16 protein-coding genes and 2 pseudogenes are annotated in these 23,325 nt (G+C 72.9%); 12 read left to right on the top strand and 6 right to left on the bottom strand.

Features of this window, described 5'->3' with window-relative positions:
- The first annotated feature begins 7 nt into the window (after positions 1–7).
- Positions 8–757 carry a GntR family transcriptional regulator gene (locus ABZ840_RS27820; RefSeq protein ID WP_361563433.1) on the top strand — a complete coding sequence of 250 codons (750 nt, stop codon included), beginning with the start codon at positions 8–10 and terminating at the stop codon, positions 755–757.
- Between the two features lie 117 nt (positions 758–874).
- Positions 875–2,083 (top strand): type ISP restriction/modification enzyme, encoded by a 1,209-nt coding sequence (locus ABZ840_RS27815; RefSeq protein ID WP_361563430.1) that lies wholly within the window; start codon positions 875–877, stop codon positions 2,081–2,083.
- Between the two features lie 48 nt (positions 2,084–2,131).
- Here the strand turns inward: ABZ840_RS27815 and ABZ840_RS27810 are convergent, their stop codons facing one another.
- Together ABZ840_RS27810 and ABZ840_RS27805 are read right to left on the bottom strand one after the other, a co-directional pair.
- Positions 2,132–3,874, bottom strand: a complete 1,743-nt coding sequence (locus tag ABZ840_RS27810) for an amidohydrolase (RefSeq protein ID WP_361563427.1) — start codon at positions 3,872–3,874, stop codon at positions 2,132–2,134.
- A 358-nt stretch (positions 3,875–4,232) separates the two neighbouring features.
- Positions 4,233–4,493, bottom strand: coding sequence for a hypothetical protein (locus ABZ840_RS27805; protein ID WP_030252229.1), 261 nt, complete (start codon positions 4,491–4,493; stop codon positions 4,233–4,235).
- A gap of 345 nt (positions 4,494–4,838) precedes the next feature.
- Between ABZ840_RS27805 and ABZ840_RS27800 the strand changes: the two genes are divergently transcribed.
- On the top strand, positions 4,839–6,653 hold the full coding sequence (locus tag ABZ840_RS27800; RefSeq protein WP_361563423.1) for a serine/threonine-protein kinase: 1,815 nt from the start codon (positions 4,839–4,841) through the stop codon (positions 6,651–6,653).
- Positions 6,654–6,681: 28 nt separating this feature from the next.
- Here ABZ840_RS27800 and ABZ840_RS27795 read toward each other — a convergent pair whose 3' ends face one another.
- Positions 6,682–7,488, bottom strand: a complete 807-nt coding sequence (locus tag ABZ840_RS27795) for an SGNH/GDSL hydrolase family protein (protein ID WP_361563420.1) — start codon at positions 7,486–7,488, stop codon at positions 6,682–6,684.
- Positions 7,489–7,789: 301 nt separating this feature from the next.
- Between ABZ840_RS27795 and ABZ840_RS27790 the strand changes: the two genes are divergently transcribed.
- The 7 genes and pseudogenes from ABZ840_RS27790 to ABZ840_RS27760 all read left to right on the top strand — a co-directional run bounded on the left by ABZ840_RS27790 (position 7,790) and on the right by ABZ840_RS27760 (position 18,067).
- The gene (locus tag ABZ840_RS27790) at positions 7,790–9,025 is read left to right on the top strand and encodes a S8 family peptidase (protein WP_361563417.1); all 1,236 of its coding nucleotides are present in this window, start codon (positions 7,790–7,792) and stop codon (positions 9,023–9,025) included.
- A 237-nt stretch (positions 9,026–9,262) separates the two neighbouring features.
- Positions 9,263–9,676 (top strand): hypothetical protein, encoded by a 414-nt coding sequence (locus tag ABZ840_RS27785; RefSeq protein ID WP_361563414.1) that lies wholly within the window; start codon positions 9,263–9,265, stop codon positions 9,674–9,676.
- Positions 9,677–9,678: 2 nt separating this feature from the next.
- The gene (locus ABZ840_RS27780) at positions 9,679–10,821 is read left to right on the top strand and encodes a GNAT family N-acetyltransferase (RefSeq protein ID WP_361563412.1); all 1,143 of its coding nucleotides are present in this window, start codon (positions 9,679–9,681) and stop codon (positions 10,819–10,821) included.
- 315 nt (positions 10,822–11,136) lie between these two features.
- Positions 11,137–11,949 carry a glycosyltransferase family 2 protein gene (locus tag ABZ840_RS27775; protein ID WP_361563409.1) on the top strand — a complete coding sequence of 271 codons (813 nt, stop codon included), beginning with the start codon at positions 11,137–11,139 and terminating at the stop codon, positions 11,947–11,949.
- Positions 11,946–12,917: pseudogene (locus ABZ840_RS27770) on the top strand (glycosyltransferase family 2 protein); the annotation flags it as partial. The gene ABZ840_RS27775 and the pseudogene ABZ840_RS27770, both read left to right, overlap by 4 nt.
- Positions 12,918–13,231: 314 nt before the next feature.
- Complete coding sequence (locus ABZ840_RS27765) at positions 13,232–14,002, top strand: polysaccharide deacetylase family protein (RefSeq protein ID WP_361563615.1); 771 nt, start codon at positions 13,232–13,234, stop codon at positions 14,000–14,002.
- Positions 14,003–14,083: 81 nt separating this feature from the next.
- Positions 14,084–18,067, top strand: a complete 3,984-nt coding sequence (locus tag ABZ840_RS27760; RefSeq protein ID WP_361563407.1) for a lipopolysaccharide biosynthesis protein — start codon at positions 14,084–14,086, stop codon at positions 18,065–18,067.
- 97 nt (positions 18,068–18,164) lie between these two features.
- On the opposite strand, the gene ABZ840_RS27755 is transcribed toward ABZ840_RS27760, so the two are convergent.
- The gene (locus ABZ840_RS27755) at positions 18,165–19,472 is read right to left on the bottom strand and encodes a xylan 1,4-beta-xylosidase (RefSeq protein ID WP_361563612.1); all 1,308 of its coding nucleotides are present in this window, start codon (positions 19,470–19,472) and stop codon (positions 18,165–18,167) included.
- A gap of 262 nt (positions 19,473–19,734) precedes the next feature.
- Here ABZ840_RS27755 and ABZ840_RS27750 point away from each other — a divergent pair, with 262 nt between their 5' ends.
- Positions 19,735–20,847 (top strand): DUF5925 domain-containing protein, encoded by a 1,113-nt coding sequence (locus ABZ840_RS27750; RefSeq protein ID WP_361563404.1) that lies wholly within the window; start codon positions 19,735–19,737, stop codon positions 20,845–20,847.
- Between the two features lie 12 nt (positions 20,848–20,859).
- On the opposite strand, the gene ABZ840_RS27745 is transcribed toward ABZ840_RS27750, so the two are convergent.
- Positions 20,860–21,438, bottom strand: a complete 579-nt coding sequence (locus tag ABZ840_RS27745; protein ID WP_361563401.1) for an MSMEG_1061 family FMN-dependent PPOX-type flavoprotein — start codon at positions 21,436–21,438, stop codon at positions 20,860–20,862.
- A 129-nt stretch (positions 21,439–21,567) separates the two neighbouring features.
- On the opposite strand from ABZ840_RS27745, the pseudogene ABZ840_RS27740 reads away from it, so the two are divergent.
- A pseudogene (locus ABZ840_RS27740) lies at positions 21,568–22,221 on the top strand (ABC transporter substrate-binding protein).
- 115 nt (positions 22,222–22,336) lie between these two features.
- On the opposite strand, the gene ABZ840_RS27735 reads toward ABZ840_RS27740, so the two are convergent.
- The gene (locus tag ABZ840_RS27735) at positions 22,337–23,317 is read right to left on the bottom strand and encodes a pirin family protein (RefSeq protein ID WP_361563398.1); all 981 of its coding nucleotides are present in this window, start codon (positions 23,315–23,317) and stop codon (positions 22,337–22,339) included.
- Positions 23,318–23,325 lie beyond the last annotated feature (8 nt).

The raw sequence follows: 23,325 nt of genomic DNA, 5'->3' as shown, positions 1-23,325 counted from the left end.
CAACTCCGTGACGACCTTCGCGCCCGACTCGCTCGCCCTGAACCGCAAGCTCCCGCTGTGGTACCAGGTCTCGCAGTCGCTCCGGGCCTCCATACTGGGCCGCCACCCCGACGCACCGCTGCGGCTGCCCACCGAGGACGCGCTCGCCGCGCACTACGGGGTGAGCGTGCTGACCATGCGGCAGGCGCTGAAGGAACTGGAGACCGAGGGGCTGATCAGCCGGCACCGGCGGCGCGGCACGTTCATCGAGCCCGCCGCCCGGCGCGGCGCCCCGGTCCGGCTGCTGGGCTCGGTCGACGCGATCGTGGCCCAGCAGTCCGGCATGGTCACCGAGGTGCTGGAGCACGGCACGGGCCCGGTCCCGCCGGAGCTGGCCGAGCACTTCCCCGGCCTCGACCGGACCGGCTTCTACCGGCGGCTGCGCAGCGACGAGCGGACCGGCGAGCCCACCAACCACGCGGTCAACCACGTACGCCCCGACCTCGCGGCGCGCATCGACCCGGCCGAGCTGGAGCGGCAGCCGATGACGAAGGTGCTCCGGGACTCGGTGGGCGTGACGATCAGCCGGATCACCGACACCGTCGAGGCGCGGCTCGCGGAGCCGGAGACCGCGCGGCTCCTCGATGTCCCGCTGCTCAGCCCGATCCTGCACTACACCGGCATCACCTACGACGAAGCGGGCAGGGTGATCGACGTCGCGCGCATCCACTACCGGGGCGACCGCTTCTCGTTCACGGTCACGCTGGACGCGGACTGAGTGGCCGGGCCGGCCGGGCCGGTCCGGAGGGGGAGCCGTTCCGGGCGGCCCGCCGCGCGGTGCCGGGCACGTGGTTACGATGCCCGGGTCATCCGAACCGTCCGGGAGGGTTGCCGCGTGACGGCGAAGCAGGACGTGCCCCTGCTGTCCGACCTGATGCCGTGGTCCGTCGCCGCGCCGCGGCTCGGCCGGGCCTGGATCATGGCCCCGGACACCGGGTCGCTGCGGGCGCGCTGGGACGCGCTGCTGCGGGCCGACGGCGCAGCGGAGCGCGAACGGCTGTTCCGCCCGTCCCGGGCCCGCACCCTGGACACCGCTGTCGGCCAGCTGCCCGGCCAGGCCACCGCCACCGGCCGGCTGGCCCGCCTGGTCCCCGGCGAGGCGCCGTGCCCGGAGCCGGTGCGGGTCCGGCACGGCGCGTACGACCAGCAGTGGCTGCTGCCCGACCACCGCCTCATCGACGCGGCCCGCACCGAACTGTGGCGGGTCGCCGACGCGCACCAGCTCTTCGCCGTCGAGCAGCCCCGCGTCCCGCAGGACCCCGGCCCCGCGCTCACCGTCTCGGCGGTGCTGCCGGTCGGCCGCCGGGCCCGCGTCCGCCCCCTCTACCGCCGCCCCCGGGGCACCGAACCGAACCTCGCCCCCGGCCTCCTCGGCCTCCTCGGGGACCGGCTCGGGCACCCCGTCACCGCCGAGGACGCCTTCGCCTACCTGACCGCCGCCGCCCGGCCCGGCGGCAAGGACCTCGCCGTCCCCCTCACCGCCGACCCGGCCCTGTGGGCGCGTGCGGTGGCACTGGGACGCGAGCTGATCCGGCTGCACACCCGCGGTGCGGGCGCCGGTGAGCGCCCCCGGCTGCCCGGCGGCCGCCGCCCGTACGTCCGGGCCGCGCTGCCCGCGCGCGGGCTGCCCACGGAGATCTCCTACGACCCGGACGAGGAAGCGCTGCTCATCGGCGAGGCCCGCATCTCGCCCGTGCCGGCGGCGGCCTGGGACGCGCACGCGGGCGGCGTCCGCGTCCTGGCGGAGTGGTGCGAGCGGCGCACCGGGGCCGTCGAACCGGGCACGCTGGACGCGGTGCGCCCGGCCGCCTGGCCCCAGGAGTGGACCACCGACCTGCTGGAGCTGATCACCGTACTGGCCCTGCTCGGCGGGGTCCTGGCCGACCAGGAGCGGCTGGCCGCCGCGCTCGACGCGGCGCCGCTGATCGACGCCGGGGAGCTGGCCGGGGCGGGCGTCCTCCCGGCCCCCGCCGCGGCCCGCCGCCCGGCCTCCGTCCTGGACCACCACGAGGAGGGCCCCGAGGGCCAGTTCGCGCTGCTCTGACGGGCGGTACTGCCCCGACGGGCGGCGCGCCGCGCTCCGGCCGCCCGGCTACTTCTGCGGCGCCAGGTCCGGCCCCAGGGAGCTGAACGTCTCCTGGCTGACCACGCGCTTCGGGGGCCAGGTGATGTTCGGCGGCGGCCAGGACTGGCCGGTCTTCTCCAGGAACCAGGCGGGCGGCTCGTACATGGGCGGCTCGTAGCCGTCCGGCAGGGCGGTCTTCCAGCGCACGCCCTTGGTCCGCTCGGCGAACTCGTCCTTGACCGCCTTCAGCCGCGCGGGCTGCGTGATCAGGTCCACCGCGGTCGCCGCCAGGTACTTCGCCGCAGCGAGCACGGCCGCGTGCCCGGGTGCCGCGGCGGCGCAGGCCGCCGTCGACCAGGTGTGCATCTTCGTACCGATGGGTGCGAGGGCGGCGCCCATCGAGACGGTGGGCACGTTCCAGCTGATGTCGGCGACGTCGGTGGAGCCGCCGCCCATGAAGACCGGGTTGGGCGGGGACAGTTCGCCGATCTCGTCGTGCAGGCCCTTCTCGGGCAGGCCGAGCGACTTCTGCAGATCCTTGGCCAGCCGCTGGGCCTCGTCGCTGAACTCGGGCGGGCCGATGGTGCGCATGTTGTCGTGCATCAGCTCGGCGAAGGACCGGGACGGCAGCTGGTTCCAGCAGGCCGACGTGATCCTGTGGCGGACCGTGGTCCGGCTGGCCTTGGCCGCCGCTTCCGACACCTCGATCACCTTGTCGAGCAGCACCTGCACCCGCTCCGGGCTGCCCTCGCGCACGTAGTACGAGATCTCGGCGATCTCCGGGGTGACGTTCGGGATGTCCCCGCCGTTGTTGATCACCCAGTGCAGCCGGCCGGAGGGCGCGAGGTTCTCCTCCCGCAGGAACTCCGACATCGTCGCCATCATCACCGCGGCGTCCAGCGCGCTCTTGTTGCCCAGCGGGGTGCCGCCGTGGCCGGCCACACCGAGGAAGGTGAAGGTGACCGCCGTCATCGCGGTGGAGGATCCCCAGCCGGTGGCGTTGGAGGTGGACGGATGCCAGTCCAGGAAGGCGTCCAGCCCGTCGTACACGCCCTTGCTCACCGCGTACGTCTTGCCGATCAACTGCTCCTCGGCGGTGGAGCCGAAGAACTTCACCGTCACGTCGAGGCCGTGCGCCTCGGCCGCCCTGGCGACAGCAGCGGCGGCGGCCGCCGCCGCGGTCCCGAGGGCGCAGTGGCCGCACCCGTGGCCGGGCCCGTAGCCGGGCGCGAAGGGGTCGTGGACGTACTCCAGCGGGTCGTGGTGGCCCACGCCCCGCTTCTGCGACAGGCCGGGCAGCGCGTCGTACTCCCCGCTGAAGCCGAGCACCGGGCCGCCCCTGCCGTGCCGGAACGTGGCGGTGAAGGCGGTCGGGAAGCCGGCGGTGCCGAACTCCACGTCGAAGCCCGCGGCCTTGAGGAAGTCCGCCTCGGCGAGCGAGGACTTCCACTCGCGCAGCGACAGTTCGGCGTTCTCCCAGATCTCGTCGTCCAGGCCGGTGATCTCCGCGCGCTGCCGGTCGATCCAGGCCAGCGCCGCCGCCTTGGCCGGGCTGTCCTCGGCCAGTCCCTTCGGCGGTGCGTACCCGTCCGGGTCGGCGGCGGCCGTGTCGGACGCCGCGGCCATCGCGGGATCGGCCGCCGCGCTCATGGCGGCGGTGCTCACCCCGGCCGCGCCCAGCAGCTGAACGATCCTGCGTCTGCTCAGCCCGCCGGGGGCCGCCGCCCCCATGTCGTGCTTGTGCTCGTGGTCGTCGTGCAGATCACACACAGGCGCCTCCCGCGGCAGAATGGTTGTACGGGGCAAGCGACTGCACCCTGGCGCGGAATGATCGTCACGTCAACAGCCCGGTGCGACATCACCGTGACGAGTGAACGAGGTAACCGGTACCTCGGTACCCCGCCCCGTCACCACCGGCCGGACGCGTACGGGCCACCGGGAACGCCGAACGCGTCCGCCCCGCTCACCGGACTCACCGGGAACGGGGCGGACGCGTACGTCTGTGGTGCTGCGGCGCGATGGCCGGGCCGTGCGGTGACCGGCAGCCCGCGGGCGGGGCCGGATCAGCGGCGGGGAGCTGACGGGGCGCACAGGAGGCGCACCGGAACACCACTCGGCACGGCTCGGCTCAGCCGTGACCGCCGAAGAGCGACCTGCGCAGCCGGCGCAGCGGAGCGAAGAGCGACACCCGTGCGCCGCGGCTCTTCCGCGTCCGCGCGTGGTCACGCTTGGTGATCTCCTGCATCAGCGAGGTGGCACCCTCGGTCTCACGCTGCGGTATCGCCGGTCCGCCGAGCACCGCGAGATGGCGGTCCAGGCGGGCGCTGGACGCGCCGCCGCATGTGATGGCAGGCACTCGCGGCCTGCTGCGTACTGCAATCTGTTCCATGACACTCCCCACCCGTACGAGGGCACCCGGCCCGGGCAGGGTAACCCTATCGTTCCCGCGCGCCCTTCGCGCAGCCCGGTATCCATATTCACCTGCCCTGCAAGGGCGTTGACGAACACCATACGGAACGTCAGCGCACCGCACCTACTCCGACCCGGGGCGGCGGGCGTACGGGAGCACACACTGGTCCCGAGCGTGCGCCCCCCATGACGCAGCGTCACCGTCACGGCCGCCCCGACTCGCCCCGGCCGTCCCCGGATTGCCGCCGAGGGGGCTGCAACGGCCCCCGGGAGAGGTACGTTTTCCCCACATCGCTCCATTTGCGGAGTCGAGGGGGCTCGTGCCATGGACGCAGGTACGGGGAACGGACGGACACTGGCGGACCGCTACCGCCTGCTGGCCGAACTGGGCCACGGCGGCATGGGCGTGGTCTGGCGGGCCCGGGACGAACTGCTGCACCGCGAGGTGGCGGTCAAGGAGGTCCGGGCGCCCCGCGAACTTCCCGCGCGCGAGGAGCGGTTGCTGTACGCGCGGCTGGAGCGGGAGGCGCTGGCCGCGGCCCGGATCGCGCACCGCAACGTCGTGACCGTCTTCGACGTGGTCACCGAGGGCGGCCGTCCGTGGATCGTGATGGAGCTGATCCGGGGCCTCTCCCTCGCCGAGACCCTGGAGACCGCGGGGCCGCTGCCGCCGCGGCGCGCGGCCGAAATCGGTGCCGAGGTGCTGGCCGCGCTGCGGGTGGCGCACGCGGCGGGCGTCCTGCACCGCGACGTGAAGCCGGGCAACGTCCTGCTCGCGAACGACGGCCGCGTGGTACTCACCGACTTCGGCATCGCGACCGTCGAGGGCTCGGCCGCGCTGACCCTGACCGGCGAGCTGATCGGGTCGCCCGAATTCACCGCGCCCGAGCGGGCGCTCGGCCGGACGCCGGGCCCGGAGTCGGACCTGTGGTCGCTGGGCGTGACCCTGTACGCCGCCGTGGAGGGCCGCTCGCCGTTCCACCGGGACACCGCGCTGAGCACGCTGCGTGCGGTGGTGGACGAGGAGCTGCCGCCGCCGCGCCTGGCGGGCCCGCTGACGCCCGTACTGGAGGGGCTGCTGCGCAAGGACCCTGCGGAGCGGCTGCCGGCGGCCGGTGCCGGGGAGCTGCTGGCGGCGGTCGCGGGCGGCGGGCAGCCGACCACGGTGACGGCGGCCCCGCCGCCTCCCCCGTACTCCCCGACGATCGCGGCGCCGGGCCCGCCCCGGGGCGGCGACGCGGGCGCGGCTGCGGCCGGGGGCGACCGGACGCCGCCGGCGGTCCACGGTGCGCATACGGCCGCTGTTCCGTCGCCCGCCCCGCCCCCCGGGCGCCGCCGGCGCCGCTCCGTCCCGGCCCTGGCCGCGACCGCGCTGGCCGTCGCGCTGGCGGCCGGCGGGGCGGCGTGGGCGCTGCTGAACGGGGACGGCGGTCCCGGTCCGGGCGGGCCCGCGGCGTCCCGGAGCGCCGGGCCGGGGGCGGACGAGCAGGATGCGGGACGGGAGACCGGCGGGCCGGACGGTTCCGGGGAGCGGCAGGGCGGGGAGCGCACGACGGGGCCCGCGGTCACCGTCGGGGTCTCCGTGTCCACCGTGCGCGGCAGTTACGTGGGGCACTGTCCGCCGCCCCGGTACGCGGCACCGGCGTTCTCCGGGGTGATCACGGTCAGCCGCGGCCCGGCCGAGGTGGCCTACCGCTGGCACACCGACACCGGCGGCCGGAGCTCCGACCGGGCATGGCGGACGGCCCGCTTCCCCGGGAGCGGGGCGCAGCGGGTGACGGTCGGCCACACGGAGACGGCGCACGCTCCGGAGGGCACCCGGGCGGGCCGCGTCGCACTGGAGGTGAAGGGGCAGCGGACGGTCACCTCGCGCCACGCCGCCTTCTCCGTGACGTGCGAGGGGGAGGCCCCGGGCGGTGGGACCTCCCCCGGTCCGACGTACGAGGAGCCGCGCCCGACGGAGACGGGCTGGGAGCCGTCCCCGTCGGACACCGGCCCCTCCCCCACGTACAGCGAGAGCCCGCCCGCCACGAGCGGGAGTCCGCCCGCGGACGGTGCGGACTCGCCCCCGCACGGTGGCGAGGAGCCCCCGTCCGACGTCGGGGACTCCCCTTCGTACGGCGAGGGCCCGTCCTCGTAGGGGAAGGGTTCGGGCGGGCCCGTGGGCGTCAGGCGGCGGAGCGGAGGACCGGCAGGTAGCCGCTGGACTGGCCGGTGGCGGTCGGGTGGTAGGACTCCTCGACGGGGTACGTGACGCTGTGCAGCCAGGCGCTGCCCGAGCAGATCTCGTGTCCGGTGAAGGTGGTGTTGACGTCACCGAAGGCGAAGCCGTGGTCGGCGGCCCGCTTGGCGGTGACGCCGTTGATGTCGTCGGCGGCGGCGTTTATGGCGGCCCGCTCCTTCTCCGAGAGGCCGGCGATGCAGGTGCCGCTCAGCTTGTAGAAGCGGGGGTAGCCCAGCACGACCACCTTGGCGGCGGAGGCCTTCGCCGAGATGGCGTTGTAGACCTGGTCCAGCTGGCCGGGGAGGGTGTTGTTGATGTACGTCCGGGCCTGCTGGACGCGGGAGAGGCAGGTGCTCTCGGACTGGAGCACGCAGGTCGTCATGGTGTCGGCGAAGCCGGCGTCGTTGCCGCCGATGGTGATCGAGACCAGGCCGGTGGTGGAGTTCAGCGCCCCCAATTGACCGTTGAGAACATCACCCGTACGGGCCCCCGAGCAGGCCGCGAAAGTGAACGAGGAGGGTGAGTTCGCGGCGGCCCAGAGAGCCGGGTACGCCTTGCTGCTGCGCTTGCAGGAGCCGCTGCCACTGTCGTAGCTGCCTGCTCCGAGGCCGGAGGAGTAGGAGTCACCGAGCGCCACATAGCCGGTGGCGGCGTCGAGTTGGGCGGAGGAAGCGGGAGCGGCGCCGAGGAGCGCGAGGGACGCTGCGGCAACGAAAGCGGACACCACGCCCGCTCGTCTGGAAACTCTCATGGAACCTCCAATAGCAGGATCTCTGCCGCAACTGTGGTAGCAGTACCGACGCGTACGCGGAAGTGTTCATGCCAACTTTGCTACTCGCGTAGAGCATTACTGGCCATGCGTTACGGCAGATTGCCGCGTTATGTCGTGCATATGACATCAAGCCACGTCCTCTTGAATCCTTGAGTACTTCTCGGCGAATCTTTCGTCCGGGCGGTCCGACGCACCCTCAGGAACCGCTCGCAGCGCACGAATCCGTGCGCCACCCCCCATGCGCACGCACCACGCGCACCGATGAGGAGGACCCCCTCGTATGGCAGTGATGCGTACCACCGCAAAGGTTTTCGGCCGGATCCCGGCCAAGCTCCGGATCGCCACCGCGCTCACCACCGCCACCGCCGCGGTCACGCTCGGCGCGGTCGTGGCCCCGGCCCAGGCGGCGCCCGCCGAGGGCACGGTCGTCGGCGCCGGCGCGAAGAACGCCGTCCAGGGCAGCTACATCGTCACGCTCAAGAAGGGCGCGGGCCTCAAGGCCGCGTCCGCCGACGGCAGACGCCTGATATCCGCGCACGGCGGCACCGTGCAGCACACGTACACCGCCGCGCTCAACGGCTACGCGGCCCACCTGTCGGCGGCGGAGGCGAGACGCCTGGCCGCCGACCCGGCCGTGGACCAGGTGTTCCAGGACACCACGGTGCACGCCACCGGTACTCAGACGAATCCCCCGTCCTGGGGACTGGACCGCATCGACCAGACGAATCTGCCGCTGGACCAGCGCTACACGTACCCCGACACCGCCGGCAGCGGTACCACCGTCTACGTCATCGACACCGGAGTGCGCGTCACGCACCAGGACTTCGGCGGACGCGCGGTGAACGGCTACGACGCCGTGGACAACGACAACGTCGCGCAGGACGGCAACGGCCACGGTACCCACGTGGCGGCCACCGCGGCCGGCACGAGCTACGGCGTCGCGAAGAAGGCGAAGATCGTCGCCGTGCGGGTGCTCAACAACTCCGGTTCCGGCACGACCGCCCAGGTGGTCGCCGGCATCGACTGGGTCACCAAGAACCACAGCGGTCCGTCGGTGGCCAACATGTCCCTGGGCGGCGGCGTGAGCACCGCGCTGGACAACGCCGTGAAGAACTCCATCGCCAGCGGCGTGACGTACGCGATCGCCGCGGGCAACAGCAACGCGGACGCGAACACCTCCTCGCCGGCCCGCGTCCCCGAGGCGATCACCGTCGGGGCCACCACCAGCACCGATGCCCGCGCCAGCTACTCCAACTACGGTTCCCGTCTCGACCTGTTCGCGCCCGGCAGCAGCATCACCAGCGCCTGGCGGACCTCCGACACCGCCACCAACACCATCTCCGGTACGTCGATGGCCACCCCGCACGTGGCCGGTGCCGCCGCCGTCTACCTGGCCGGGCACACCTCCGCCACGCCCGCGGCCGTGTCCAGCGCCCTCGTGGCCGGCGCCACCTCCGGCGTCGTGACCTCTCCGGGCAGCGGCTCGCCGAACAAGCTCCTGAAGATCGTTCCGTAGCCTCCGGGACCACGGACCGGCCGCCGCCCTTCATCGTTCCAGCACAACCGGAATGAACACTTCGCGGCCTTGCACCGCAGATCGGGAACGAGCCACGCCCGGCGCGAACAGCGCCCCGGACGTGGCTCGTTCACCCCTTCTGTGCGCCTTGACGCGCACCCGGCAGGCGCGCCACATTGAAGCCCGGCATCGGGTGCGTATGAGCATCAGGCCGCTTTATGGGGGGCAAAGCTGCCAATGCAGACCAAGACCATCAACGGCAACAGATCCACCGGCAGCAGACCGGCACGACGGGAGTCGACACCACTGCTCGCGGGTGCGGCCGTCGCGGTGGGCGGCGTGGGTGCCGTGCTGGCGCTCGCGGACCTCGCCTCGCCGCTGCGCGCACCGTTCGCGCTCTTCTTCCTGCTGGCCGCGCCCGCGGCCGCCCTCGCCGCAGCCCTGGGACGCCTGGACCCGCTCAGCCGCACGGTGGTCGCGGGCGCCGGGGCCTTCGCCGTCGACCTGCTGGTCGCCCAGACCATGCTGTCGCTGCACATCTGGTCGGCGCGCGGCGGGGTTCTCGCCGTCGCAGTGATCAGCGGCACCATCTTCCTGCTGGCGAGCGTGCGGCGCCGGGGGGCGTCCGCGCCAGATGCACGGACGGACTGAACGTGGACATCAGCGTGTACCGCCCCGGCGAGCTGAGCGGCGCCGCCCGGGCGGCGTGGACCGCCGTGCAGTCCCAGGCGCACCTCCTGGGCGCGCCGGACCTGGGCAACCCTTTCCTCGCACCGGAGTTCGCGCTCGCGGTGGGCCGCTGCCGCCGGGGCGTACGGATCGCGGTGATCAGGGAGGACGGCGAGCCGGCCGCCTTCCTGCCCTTCCATCGGACCGCGCTGGGCGTCGGGCGGGCGATCGGCCTGGGGGTGTCGGACGCGCAGGGCCTGGTGCACCGGCCCGGCTTCCAGTGGGACTCGCGCGAGCTGCTGCACGCCTGCGGGCTCGCGGTGCTGGAGTTCGACCACCTGGTGGAGGGCCAGAAGCCCTTCGAGGAGCACCCGCTGCAGACGTTCCCGTCCCCGGTGATCGACGTGGACCAGGGCTTCGAGGCGTACCTCGGCCGGCTCCGCAAGCAGTCGCCGAAGTTCACCCGCACCACACTCGCCAAGGAGCGGAAGCTCGGGCGGGACGTGGGCGAGGTGCGGTACGTCCACGACGAGCGGGATCCGGCCGTCCTGCAGACGCTCATCGACTGGAAGTCCGCGCAGTACCGAAGAACGGGACGCAGCGACCGCTTCGCCCGGCCCTGGATCACGCACCTCGTGGAGCAGCTGTTCCACACCCGCACCGACTCGTTCGCGGGCGTGCTGTCGGTCCTGTACGCCGGTGGGAAGCCGGTCGCCGCGCACTTCGGACTGCGCTCCGACCGGATCCTGGCGTGCTGGTTCCCCGCCTACGACCCGGCGTACGCGAAGTTCTCGCCGGGGCTGATCCTGCATCTGCGGATGGCCGAGGGGGCCGCCGCCGACGGGATGAGCCATCTCGATCTCGGGCGCGGCGAGAAGGAATACAAGGACTCCTTCAAGACACGCGAAATTCAGGTGTCGGAAGGGTGGGTCACCCGGCGCCATCCGGTGGCGATCGGGCACCGCGCGCGACGGGCGCCGGTAAAAGCACTGCGGAACACCGTGGTGACCCGGCCGGAATTATTCGAACCGGCCGACCGGCTGCTCAAACGGATGGGCCGGATCCGCGCCGGAAACCACGGAGCAGCCCGCTCCATTTCCATCGGAAAGACAAAGGGGGATATGTAGTTCCAGCTCTTGCCATAGAGTGTCATTCATCAATACCGTCGTACAATCCATCCGCACCGGATCGTCACGCAGCGGCTCCAGGGGAGGGCTCAGAAGCCGCGACGAGGACCGGGGCGGAGCGCGGTAGGGGGGTGCCGTGCTCGACGCGCTTGCCGGCGTCGGGTGACGAGCCGCGGAATCACGCATGCCAGCTCGCTCTGTTCGTCCGGTGCTTCCTGCCGCGCTGAACAGGGTGTGAACCCCCTTTTCGAACCGGATACACATCCGGGCCGCCCGGGGGTGGGCGGTCCACCGGACGAGAGGGAAAACAGACTCATGAGCTCGTTCCTTCGCCCTGCGAAAACGGATCCGAAAGCCGTCGCGCGGATACCCGCACAGGCGCAGTACCGACCCGTTTCATCACACCTGGCGATTGCCCCGCCGGTCAGCGTCGTCATTCCGGCGATGAACGAGGCGGAAAATCTCCCGTACGTTTTCAAGACACTTCCGGACTGGATCCATGAAGTGGTCCTGGTGGACGGGAATTCCACCGACGACACGGTGCGGGTGGCCCAGGACCTGCGCCCCGACGTCACGGTCGTCAAGCAGCGCGGCAAGGGCAAGGGGGATGCCCTCATCAGCGGCTTCGCGGCGTGCACCGGCGAGATCATCGTCATGATCGACGCGGACGGCTCGGCCGACGGCGGCGAGATCGTCTCCTACGTCTCGGCGCTGGTCGGCGGCGCCGACTTCGCCAAGGGCTCCCGCTTCGCCAACGGCGGCGGCACCGACGACATGACGCCGATCCGCAAGCTCGGCAACCGCGTGCTGACCACCCTGGTCAACACCAAGTTCGGCGCCCGCTACACCGACCTGTGCTACGGCTACAACGCCTTCTGGCGGCACTGCCTGGACGAGATCGCGCTGGACTGCGCGGGCTTCGAGGTCGAGACGCTGATGAACATCCGCGTCGTCAAGGCCGGCTTACGTGTCCAGGAGATCCCCAGCCACGAGTACAACCGCATCCACGGCGTCAGCAACCTGCGCGCGGTCCGCGACGGCATCCGTGTCCTGAAGGTCATCCTGCGCGAACGCGGCACCCGCAAGCGTGCGGTGCGCCCCGCGATGATCACGGGAGAGGTGTCTTGAGCATCCGCATCTCCGTGGTGATCTGCGTGTACACCGAGGACCGCTGGGGCGACATTCTCGCCGCGGCGGCCTCGGTGCGTGACCAGCTCCACCCGGCACACGAGATCCTGCTCGTCGTCGACCACAACCCGGCCCTGCTCACCCGGCTGCGCACGCAGTTCGCCGGGGCCACCGACATCGGCGTGCTGCCGAACGCCGGCCCAAGAGGCCTCTCGGCGGGCCGCAACACCGGCGTCGCGGAGTCCACCGGCGAGGTCATCGCCTTCCTCGACGACGACGCGGTCGCCGAACGCGAATGGCTGCTGCACTTCGCCGAGGGCTACGCCGACCCCGACGTGATGGCCATCGGCGGCCGTACCGAGCCGGTCTGGGCCTCCGGGCGCCGCCCCGACTGGTTCCCCCGGGAGTTCGACTGGGTCGTCGGCTGCACCTACCGCGGCCTGCCGCCGGGCCGGACGCGGGTACGCAACGTCCTCGGCGGCAACGCCTCGTTCCGCCGCGAGGCGTTCGAGATCGCCGGCGGGTTCGCCACCGGCATCGGCCGGGACGGCGACAAGCGGCCGCTGGGCTGCGAGGAGACCGAGATGTGCATCCGGCTCACCCGCGCCTGCCCGGACGCCGTCCTGCTCATCGACGACCGCTCGGTGATCCATCACCGGGTCCCGGCGGGGCGCGAGCGCTTCGCCTACTTCCGTACCCGCGCCTATGCCGAGGGCCTGTCCAAGGCCCTGGTCGCGCGCAGCGTCGGCGCGCAGGAGGGGCTGGCCACGGAGCGCCGCTACACCACCCGCGTCCTGCCGGCGGGAGTGGCGCGCGGGCTGCGCGACGCGCTGCTGCGCAGGCCGGGCGGCGCGGGCCGGGCGGGCGCGATCGTGGCGGGCGTGGCGGCGGCCGCCGGCGGCTATCTGGTCGGCACGGCCCGTACCCGCCGCTCGGGCGGCTCGTTCGTGATCGCCGCGGTGCCGGGGCCGACCCCCGTACCGGACGACACCGCGGCACGGGGCACGGACCCCGTGGCGGCGGAGCGCCCGCCCGTGGCGCCCGTCCCCGCCGGCCGTCCTCCCGTGACCCCCGTGGCCGACGACCGTCCGGTCGGGCCGGTGGCCGCCGAGCGTCCCCCGGTGGAACCCGTACGGCTGTCCGCACGGGCCGAGAAGCCGGTGCGCGGCGACGGCGGCCTGCCCGGCGAGACGGTGCTGCACGGCAAGGACGTGCTGCACGGCGGCGAGGGGGCGGTCGCGTGAACACCGCCGCCTATCCCCCGGAGCCCGTGCCGATCCTGATGTACCACGCGGTGGCCCACAAGCCGGCCCCCGCGACGCACGGCCTGTCCGTCTCCCCCGGCGCGTTCGCCGAGCAGATGGCGATCCTGCACGACGAGGGCTACCACCCGCTGACCACCGCGGCCCTGGCCGCGGCCTGGCGGGAGGGCGCCCCGCTGCCCGGCCGCCCCGTCCTCATCACCTTCGACGACGGCTACGAGGGCGTGCACCGCTACGCCCTGCCCGTACTGGCCAAGTACGCCTTCCCGGCCACCCTGTTCGTGTCGACGGGCTGGCTGCCCGGCCCGTACGACGCCGGCGGCGCGCTGGACACCATGCTCGGCTGGGACCAGGTACGGGAACTGGCCGCCGCCGGTGTGGAGATCGGCGGCCACAGCCACACCCACCCCGAGCTGGACCAGCTCTCCGACGACGCGCTCTGGTCCGAGGTGCTGCGCTGCAAGGGGATCGTCGCCGAGCAGCTGGGCGCGGCCCCGGTGTCCTTCGCCTACCCCTACGGCTACTCCGACCGCCGGGTGCGGCGGACGGTGCGCGCCGCCGGCTTCCGGCAGTCGCTGGCCGTCGGCAACGGCCTGGCCGGTTTCCGGCAGGGCCCGTACGCGCTGCGCCGGCTGACCGTGCGACGCAGCACGGAACTGGCGGAGTTCCGGCGGATCGTCGCCGGTGAGGCCCTCGGGCGCACCTTCGCCAAGGACCGTGCGCTCACCAAGGGTTACGCCGTGCTCCGCAGATCGCGCCAGGCGATCAGGCGCTGCGCTCCGGGGGACTGACCCCGCGCGCAGCGCCGATGAAAGGCCGTCAGTGGGGCCCGGTGACACAGTGCCGGGCCTCAGGAAAGGGAACCCGAGCCAGTGTCTGACACGACCACCCGGACCGAGGAACGTACCCAGGACGAGCGGGCGACGGGCGGGCGCAAGCTGCGGTTCCCCGGGAGCGGGGGCGGTACCCCCCTCTTCCGCAACGCCTACGCCCTGATGCTCAACACGGGCATCTCCGGGCTGCTGGGCCTCGGATTCTGGCTGGTCGCCGCGCGTTACTACACCGAGTCCGCGGTGGGCCAGGGCTCGGCGGCGATCGCCGCGATGAAGCTGCTGGCCGGGCTGACCGCGGTGACGCTGACCGGTGCGCTGGCGCGCTTCATCCCGGTCGCCGGGCGGCACACCGGCCGGCTGGTGCTGCGCACGTACGCGGGCAGTTCGGTGATCGTCGCGCTGGCCGCGTGCGTGTTCCTGCTGACGCTGGACCTGTGGGGCCCGTCCTACCGCTTCCTGCACGGCACGCTGAACGGCCTGGGCTTCATCGTGGCGGTGATCGCGTGGTCGCTGCTGACGCTCCAGGACGGGGTGCTGACCGGGCTGCGCAGCGCGGTGTGGGTACCGCTGGGCAACTTCGCCTTCTCCACCGTGAAGCTGGGTCTCCTGATCTTCATGGCGGCGGCGATCCCCACCGCGGGCGTCTTCGTGTCCTGGGTCGCGGCCATCGCGGTGTCCGTGGTCCCGCTGGGCTGGCTGGTGTTCCGGCGGCTGGTGCCCCGGCACGAGGCGGCCACCCCGCACACCGCGCGGCCGCCCTCGCTCCGCGAGATGGGCCGCTTCCTGGCCGGCGACTACACCGGCTCCCTCTTCTCACTCGCGGTGGTCTACCTCGTACCCGTCCTGGTCGCCTCGCAGGTCAGCGCGGCCGACAACGCGTACTTCTACATCACCACCACGATCGGCGGCACGGTCAACCTGCTCGCCATCAACATGGGCGCCTCGCTGACCGTGGAGGGCTCGCACGACCCGGCCCGGCTGGCCGAGAACACCCGCGCCGCGCTGCGCCGGATGGCCCGCATCATGCTGCCGGTGTGCCTCTTCCTCTTCGTGTGCGCGCCGTACATCCTCGGCGTCTTCGGCAAGGGGTACGCGGACGCCGCGACGCCGCTGCTGCGCTGGTTCGCGGTCGGCGCCGCGCTGCGCGTGGTGATGGAGACCTACTTCGCGGTGCTGCGCGCGCAGAGCCGGACCTCGGGACTGGCGTACCTCCAGGGCCTGCTCTGCGTCCTCGTGCTGGGCCTGACGCTGCTCCTGCTGCCGCGGATGGGGCTGACCGGCGCGGGTGTCGCGGAGATCTGCAGCCTGGCGGTGATCGCGTCGATCGCCACCGTGAAGCTGTACGGCGTGGTCCGGGGGCGGCCGGCGGCGCCGCTGGCCAAGGCGCCGGCCGACGGGGTCGCCCCGGACGGCGACCTGGCGGACCTGGCCGTCCACGGCGACCTGGGGGACGCCGTGCGCACGCTCCCGGACGACCGGGCGGCGGCGCCGGAGGGGGACGGCGCGCACCGTCCCACGTGGGCGCAGCGGGCCCGCCTCGACGTGGACACGATGCCGCTGGGCGTGCACGTGGACTTCGATCACATGGAACGGCGGCCCGACGTGCGGCCGCCACTGACGGAGGAACAGGTGGCGGACGCTTACCGGGAACCGGAGGCGAAGGGCGGCGGTGCCGGCGCGGATGCGGCACCGCCCGCCGCCGGGAAGCCGTCCTGGGCGGCGGATCGGCCGGCGGCCGGGACGCCGGCGCCCGGAACGGCGCGCAACGGCGCGTCGGGCGCCGGGCCGGAGAGCGCCGATCCGGCGGAGGCACACACCCTCCGGCTGCCGGCCGTCGCTCCGGCGGCCGCTTCGGAGGCGTCGGAGGCGCACACGGTGCGGCTGCCGGCCGTCCCCGCGGCCCCCGGCGGCACCGCGGCGGGCGGCGGAAAAGCCCTCGGCGGTACGGCCGTCAAGGGCACGGCCGTCGGAGGGACAGCCGCCGGTGGTACGGCCGGTGCCGCTCCGGGCCGCGGCAGAGCCGGCGCCTTCCTCACCGGCCGTCCCGACATCGGCGTCTGGGCGCTGCTCGGCGTCGCGCTCGCGCTCTTCTGGCTGCCGCTGCGCGGGATGGGCGACGCCGATCTGGACCGGATGGGCGGGCTCGGCCTGATCTCCGTCCTGCCCGTCGCGACGCTGACCGGTGCCGCCCTGCTCGCCGTGGCCTTCGCCGCGGCGCTGTGGCTCTCCCGGCCGCGCCGGGTCCTGCTGGCGGTGACGCTGGTCCTGACGGTCGTGGCGCTGCACTCGCTGCCCGCCCTGCTGGAGGCCGAGCCGCGCTTCGCCACCGCCTGGCAGCACCTGGGCTTCCTGGACCACATCGGCCGGACCGGCACCGCCGTACCGGACCTGGACGCGCGCTGGAGCTGGCCGGGCTTCTTCGCCGGCGCGCAGTTCCTCGCCGAGGCCTGCGGCCTCACCGACTTCGACACGCTGCTCCGCTGGTGGCCGCTGACCATCCAACTCCTCTACCTCGCGCCGGTGTTCCTGCTGCTGCGCTCCGTACGCGCGGACTGGCGCGCGAAGTGGAGCGCGGCATGGCTGTTCGCGCTGTGCGGCTGGGTCGGTCAGGACTACTTCTCGCCGCAGGGCTTCACGTACCTGCTCTACCTGGCCTTCGTGGCGGTCCTGCTGGTGTGGTTCCGCGATCCGCGGGTGCTGCCCGGCAAGCTGCGCCCCGGCGAGACCGAGGTGCGGCCGGCGGACCGCAGGCAGCGCGCTGTCCTGCTCGGCGTGCTGATCGCGCTGTTCGCGGTGTCCGTGGCCGGTCACCAGCTCACACCGTTCGTGATGCTCGGCGTACTGATCTTCCTGGTGCTGGTCCGCCGCTCGACGCTGCGCGGCCTGCCGCTGCTGCTCGGCGTCATGGTCGTCTTCTGGATCGGCTTCCTCGCCGAGCCCTACTGGTCGGGCCACTTCGACGAGCTGTTCGGCGGCATCGGCGGCCTGGGCTCCAACGTCACCTCCTCCGTGTCGGGCCGTATCGAGGGCGGCAGCAGCACCCACAAGCTCGTCCTGTACACCCGGGTCCTGCTGGCCGGTTCGGTGCTCGCGCTCGCGTGCTGGGGCGTGCTGCGGCGCCGTCGCGCGGGCTTCGCCGAACGGTCCCTGCTCGTCCTCGCGTTCGTGCCGTTCCTCGCGTTCGGCATGCAGTCCTACGGCGGCGAGATGGCGCTGCGCGTCTTCATGTTCGCGCTGCCGGGCGCCTGCGTCCTGGGCGCGCTCGCGCTCTTCCCGCGCCCCGCCGGCGGGCGCCGCGGGTTCGGGCCGCTCGCCGCCCTGCTGGCGGGTCTGGTACTGGTCTTCGGCTTCCTCGTGGCCCGCTGGGGCAACGAGCCGTTCGAGCGGACCCGGACGGGCGAGGTCGCGGCGATGGAGTACGTGTACGCGCACGACCGGCCGACCGCGCGCCTGCTGTGGCTGACCGACGATCCGGTCGAGAACGTCACCCCGGACATGCCGTGGGGCGCCCGCGACATGGAACGCGTCCAGTACGAGCCGACCCGCGCGCCGCGCGACCCGGCGCGCGTCGGCCCGCTCGTGAAGGCCCTGGAGGAGGCCGGCCCGCAGTCGTACCTGATCGTCAACCGCGGCCAGTCCGAGGCGCTGCGGCTGGACGGGGGCTACCCGGACGGCTGGGAGCAGCGGCTGCGGGCGTCCCTGGACCGCCGTGCCGACCTGCGGCAGGTGCTCGTCAACGACGACGCCGTGCTCTACGCGCTGACGGACCCGCCCGCGGGCGAGGTGCGGCAGCCGGCTCCGGGGCCGGCCGGCCCGCTGGTCACCTGGACGCCGTGGTCGGTGGCGGGCGGTCTGGCGGCGGTCGCGCTGCTCCTGCTGCTGGGCACCCGGGAGATCGTCCGGGTGGCGCTCCCGGCGAGCGTGGGCAAGCAACGCTGGGTGCAGGGCACGTTCTGGTTCGCGATGCCGTTCCTCGTGGTGTTCCTCGCGGCCCTGGTCCAGCGGTTCGTGACCATGTCGTAGGGCGGAGGACGGAGGGCGGAGGCGGCCTCTCGGCCGGCGGGCGGGGTGTACGCCCTGCCCGCCGGCCCGCGCGGACCGGCCGCGCCGGACCCGGCGGTCAGCCGCGCTTGAGCCAGCGCAGCCCGTAGGCCGGCAGGTCGAAGGTGCGGCCGTCGACCTTGGCCTGGATGGGCCGGCCGAGGGTGTTGACCACCAGGACGGCCGCGTCGTCCGCGAGCACCCGTACGTTCGGCCGGTCGTCCGGCGCGACGGAGACGGAACGGAATTCCGTGCCCGGCGGGAATTCCTTCCCGAACCGGGCGAGCAGCTTCATCATCGGCAGTTCCGCGCCGCCGTCGTCCAGTTCGGTGCTGCTCCACAGACAGCCGGGGCAGTCCTCGTCCTCGTTCTGCGGATTCCAGTACAGCGCGGTGGCGACGCCGGCCTCGGCCATTTCCATCATGGCGGTGGCCTGCACCGCGGTGCGGTGCGATTCGCTCCAGCCGTGCCGGTCGTCGTTCTCGTCGGCGACCTCGACGTACCACTCCGTCCACCACACCGGCAGCCCGGTCTCCTCGCGGAGCCATCGCGTGACGTCGCCGAATTTCTTCGTCGCCCCGAATTCGTCCGGCGCGTAGGAGTTGTCGCGGGTGTAGCTGGAGCCGTCGACGGCCAGGAAGTCGGCCCCCGCCTTGTGCTCGTTCCAGTAGGAAAGGGCGTCCAGGACCCGCTGGTCGACGGAGCCCCAGTCCCCCGCGAGGTCGGACGCGTAGGAGTCCTCGCCCGGCCGGTAGCTGTCCATCACGACGTACGGGCCGCCGACCTGGATCGCCGGATCGACCTTCTTCAGCTCCTCGTACACGAGGTTGTACAGCCGGGTGTAGCCCTCGTAGTCCCAGCGGTTACGGTCCTCGTCGAAGAATCCCTTGAGTTCGTTCCAGACGATGAAGTGCCGGACCTCCGGATAGCGTTTCGCTATCTTTCCCGCCAGCTTCGCGAAGTCCTCGTAGTGATCCGGGTCGGGCGCCTTCTCCAGCTCGCCCCAGTCCGTCTTGCCGGCCTTTCCGCCCTTCATCCAGTCCGGCGAACAGCACAGTGTGAGGACGGGGGTGCCGCCGGTGCTGCGCATGAGGGCCAGCCGCCGGTCCAGGTCGTGGAAGTCGTATTTCCCTGGGCTCGGTTCCGGATTGCGCGCGCCCCAGCCCATGATGTGCTGGTTCTGCGGCATCGGGTCGCCGGTGAGCAGCCGGTCGGCCTCCACCTCGGCGGCGGGCTCGCCGCGGTCGGCGCTGAACTCGGTGTGCGTGAACCCCCAGCCCAGCTGCTCCATGGCCTCGGAGCCGCCGAGCACCCCGTTGTCCGCTCCCCCGCCCCGCTGCCCGCCCGGCGACATCCCGCACATGACCAGCAGCAGCGCCAGAACCATCGCCCCCGTTCCGAGAAGCGCGGCGATCACCCACCGCGCTCGTCCCGGTATCGGCACCCGTAACCCCCCATGACGTCCCACAACGGGCAAGCCTAGCCACATTCCCGCCTGTTGAGCCGCAATCCCGTGTAACGGGTACGTCCTGGACACGCACCCGGCCGCCGTCTGTCAAGTGCCCGTCAAGAGCGTGTCCGGTTCCGGACCGGCCGGGCAATCGCGTAATTCCGTGTACGGCGTGCGGGTCATGCCCGATCATGGCCCCATGTGTGCCGATCACCTTCCGCCGGCCGCCGCCGAGGAGTCGCTGCCGATCCGTCTGACGATGGACGACAGCGACTCTCCGTCCGATGTGGTGGACGCCCTGTTCCTGGGGCGGTTCGCCAACGGACGGCAGCCGTACGCCCGCAGCCGCTCCGTGGAGCGGGTCAAGCCGGGCCTGACGCTGCTGCCGCCCGGCGCCGAGGTGCTGCGCTCGGCCCGTGACGACGACCGCAGCGCCACCCTCGCCGAGGGCGACGGCTGGACGCTGCTGATCTCGCGCTGGAGCCGCGGCGCCGACATCACGGTCACGGCCGTCAGCGACGAGCTGGCGGAGAAGGTGCTGGAGCAGTCCGCGGACGGCGCCGAGGACGAGCCAGAGCCGCAGCCCGCCAACGTCTCGATGGGCTTCTGGTACTACTCCCCGCGCCGCGGCCCGTACCGCACCACCCGGCAGATCTCCGCCGGCACCTGGGACGAGATCCGGCCCAACTACACGGCGCCGGTCGCCGAGGCGCTGGACGGCCTGATGAAGGTCACCCCCGAGGAGATCGCCGGCCGGCTGCTGCTCCTGCACGGCCCGCCCGGCACCGGCAAGACGTCGGCGCTGCGCACCCTCGCCCGGTCCTGGCGCGACTGGTGCCAGGTCGACTGCGTCCTGGACCCGGAGCGGCTCTTCAACGACGTCGGCTATCTGATGGACATCGCCATCGGCGAGGACGACGCGTCGGGCCGGGGCCGCTGGCGGCTGCTGCTCCTGGAGGACTGCGACGAGCTGATCCGCGGCGAGGCCCGGCACACCGCGGGCCAGGCGCTCTCCCGGCTGCTGAACCTCACCGACGGCCTGCTGGGCCAGGGCCGCAACGTCCTGGTGGGCGTCACGACCAACGAGGACCTGGAGCGGATGCACCCGGCGGTGGTCCGGCCCGGCCGCTGTCTGGCCCGTATCGAGGTCGGCCCGCTCACCCGTACCGAAGCGGTCGGCTGGCTGGGTACGGACGAGGGCGTCGGGCGCGAGGGCGCGAGCCTCGCCGAGCTGTACGCGCTCCGCCGGGGCACCCGCCCCGCCGCCGTCCCCGCCCAGGACACGGGCGCCGACGCGGGGCTGTACCTGTGACCAGAGCCGCCGTCAGCCGCTGAGCGGGCGGGGCGGTTCGGGCCAGGTCTCCGGCTCCCCTATGCCGGCCCGGCGCAGCGACTGGGGGCAGTGCCGGAACACTTCGTCGATCTCGACCAGCAGCGCCAGCAGCGGCCGCTGCCCCTTGACCGTCATATGGTCGAAGAACGGCGCGTCGGTCAGGACGCGGGCCCGCCCGTTGATCCGCAGGATCTCCTTGCTGCCGGGGACGAAGTGGACGAGGCCGACATGCGGGTTCTCCAGGATGTTGAGGAAGCTGTCGGCGCGCCGGTTCCCCGGCCGGTCCGGCAGGGCGATCGTCGCCTCGTCCAGCACGTGGATGAAGCCCGGCCCGTCGCCGCGCGGCGAGGCGTCGCAGTTGCCCGCCGCGTCGGCCGTGGCGAGCAGGCAGAACGGGGAGCGCGCCAACAGTTCCCGGTCCTCGGGCGAGAGCCGCGGCTTGACCTTCTCGATCACCACCGGGTGCGGGGTGCCGAGCAGTTCGCGCAGTTCCTCGGCGGACCGCAGCTCGGTGTGGCCCGTTCCGCCGCGAAGCGGCCTTTCGGGGGCGGACGGCGTGCTGTACGGCATGTGTGCTCCAGGACGGAGGCGGCGGAGGCGGCGGAGGTGGCGGAGGCGGCGGCCGACGCCGGGCTGAACGGGCGCGCCGGACCGACCCTTCCGAAGATTAAGTAATGTTAGCCTTACCTTACTAATTAGATGCCGCACTCCGGTGCGTCATCCGGCTCCCCCCCCACCACGGCCGCCACGAAGTTCGGCGACGTCACCGTCAAGGAGAAGCCGAAGCCCGTCGTGGCGCCGGACTGGGGCGACTGCCGAGACCGCGCTCGCACACGGCGTACAGCCGGCGGGCGCCGGCGACTGGCCGGCCTTCGGCGGCGACGGCGCGGGCCCGTGGGCCAAGGGGCTGTACAAGAAGAGCCCGCAGAAGACCGGCACCCTGGAACCCGAGTACGAGAAGACCGCGGCGCTCCGGCCCGACCTCATCCTGGACACCAAGTCCAGCGGCGACCAGAAGCGCTACGACACGCTGAGCAAGATCGCACCGACCGTCGGCGCGCCCAAGGGCGGCGACCAGTACAAGATCTCCTGGGAGCGGCAGACCCGGATGGTCTCCACCGCACTGTGCCTGGCCGACTAGGGCAGGAAACTGATCGTGGAGACCGCAGATCAGCGGCGACCCGCTGTACCGCGCCGTGCCGTCGGTGAAGGCGGGCCACTCCGATCGTCTTCGACGACGCCACCCTCAGCTCCGCTTTCGCGACCGACTCGGTGCTGTCCACGTCCTACGCGCTCAAGATGGTCGTCCCGCTGTTCGCGGAGGCGCTTGGTCAGCCGACCGATCAGAGCTGAGGGGAGGCCTGCGGCCCGGCCGTCGCCGCCGGGCCGATGCCGTTCGACCACCGTCCGGACCGACGGCACGGGCTCCCCGCCTCTCCGCCTCGACCCACCTTCGCGGCTCCCCGGCTTACCTCCGCGGGCCGGGCGACCGCTGCCGCCCGCGCGGCTTGAGCGGTACCGGCGGGAGGGGCGGCGCCGGCAGCGGCGGCCCGTCGTAACCGTGCACCGTCCCGAACCGCTCCCCCGCCATCCACGCCTCCCGCGCCGCGGCCACCTCGTCACCACTGCGCGCGACGAAGTTCCACCACATGACGATCTGCTCCTCGAACGGTTCGCCGCCCAGCAGCATCAGACTGCTGTCGACGTCGGCCCGCACCGGCAACTCGCCCCGCCCGCACCCCAGGTACAGCAGCGAGCCGGGCGCCAGCCGTACGCCGTCCACCTCGCTCTCGCCCTCGATCGTCAGTACGGCGTACTCGAAGTCGCTCTCCAGCGGCAGCCGTACGTGCGTTCCCGCGCGGCACGTGATGTCCGCACCGACCAGCGGCGAGTAGGTCGTACCGGGCGACCGCGCGCCCGCCAGCTCCCCGAGGATCACGGTCGCGCTCAGCCCGCCGCCCCCGGTGATCACCGGCAGGTCGGCATGGTGCTCGAACGTCGGCGCCTTCCCGCGGTGCTCGTTCGGCAGCGCGACCCACAGCTGCGCGCCGTGCAGCACCCGGCCGTGGTCGCGCGGCGACTCCTCCGAGTGTGCGATCGCCCGCCCCGAGGTCATCAGTCCCAGCTCGCGCGGCCGTACGGTCTGGAGCGAGCCGAGGCTGTCGCGGTGCAGCACCTCGCCCTCGCGCAGCCAGCTGACGGTCTGCAGGCCCATGTGCGGGTGCGGCGGCACCTGCATCCCGGGCTCCCCCGCGATGTCATCGGGACCGTAGTGGTCCACGAAGCACCAGGCCCCGACCATCCTGCGGCCGAGGTTGGGCAGCAGTCTGCGGACCAGGGTGGATTCCCCCAGCGGCACCTGCTTGCCCGGCTGGACGTCCCGGACCGGTCCGGTCCGGCCGCCACCCCCGCAGAGACTGGCCGCGGGCTTGAGATCGAGGTTGCTCATACCGTCAC

The organism is Streptomyces sp. NPDC047117 (assembly GCF_040643545.1).
Lineage (GTDB): Bacteria > Actinomycetota > Actinomycetes > Streptomycetales > Streptomycetaceae > Streptomyces.
This window is presented reverse-complemented; position numbering and strand designations above follow the sequence as displayed.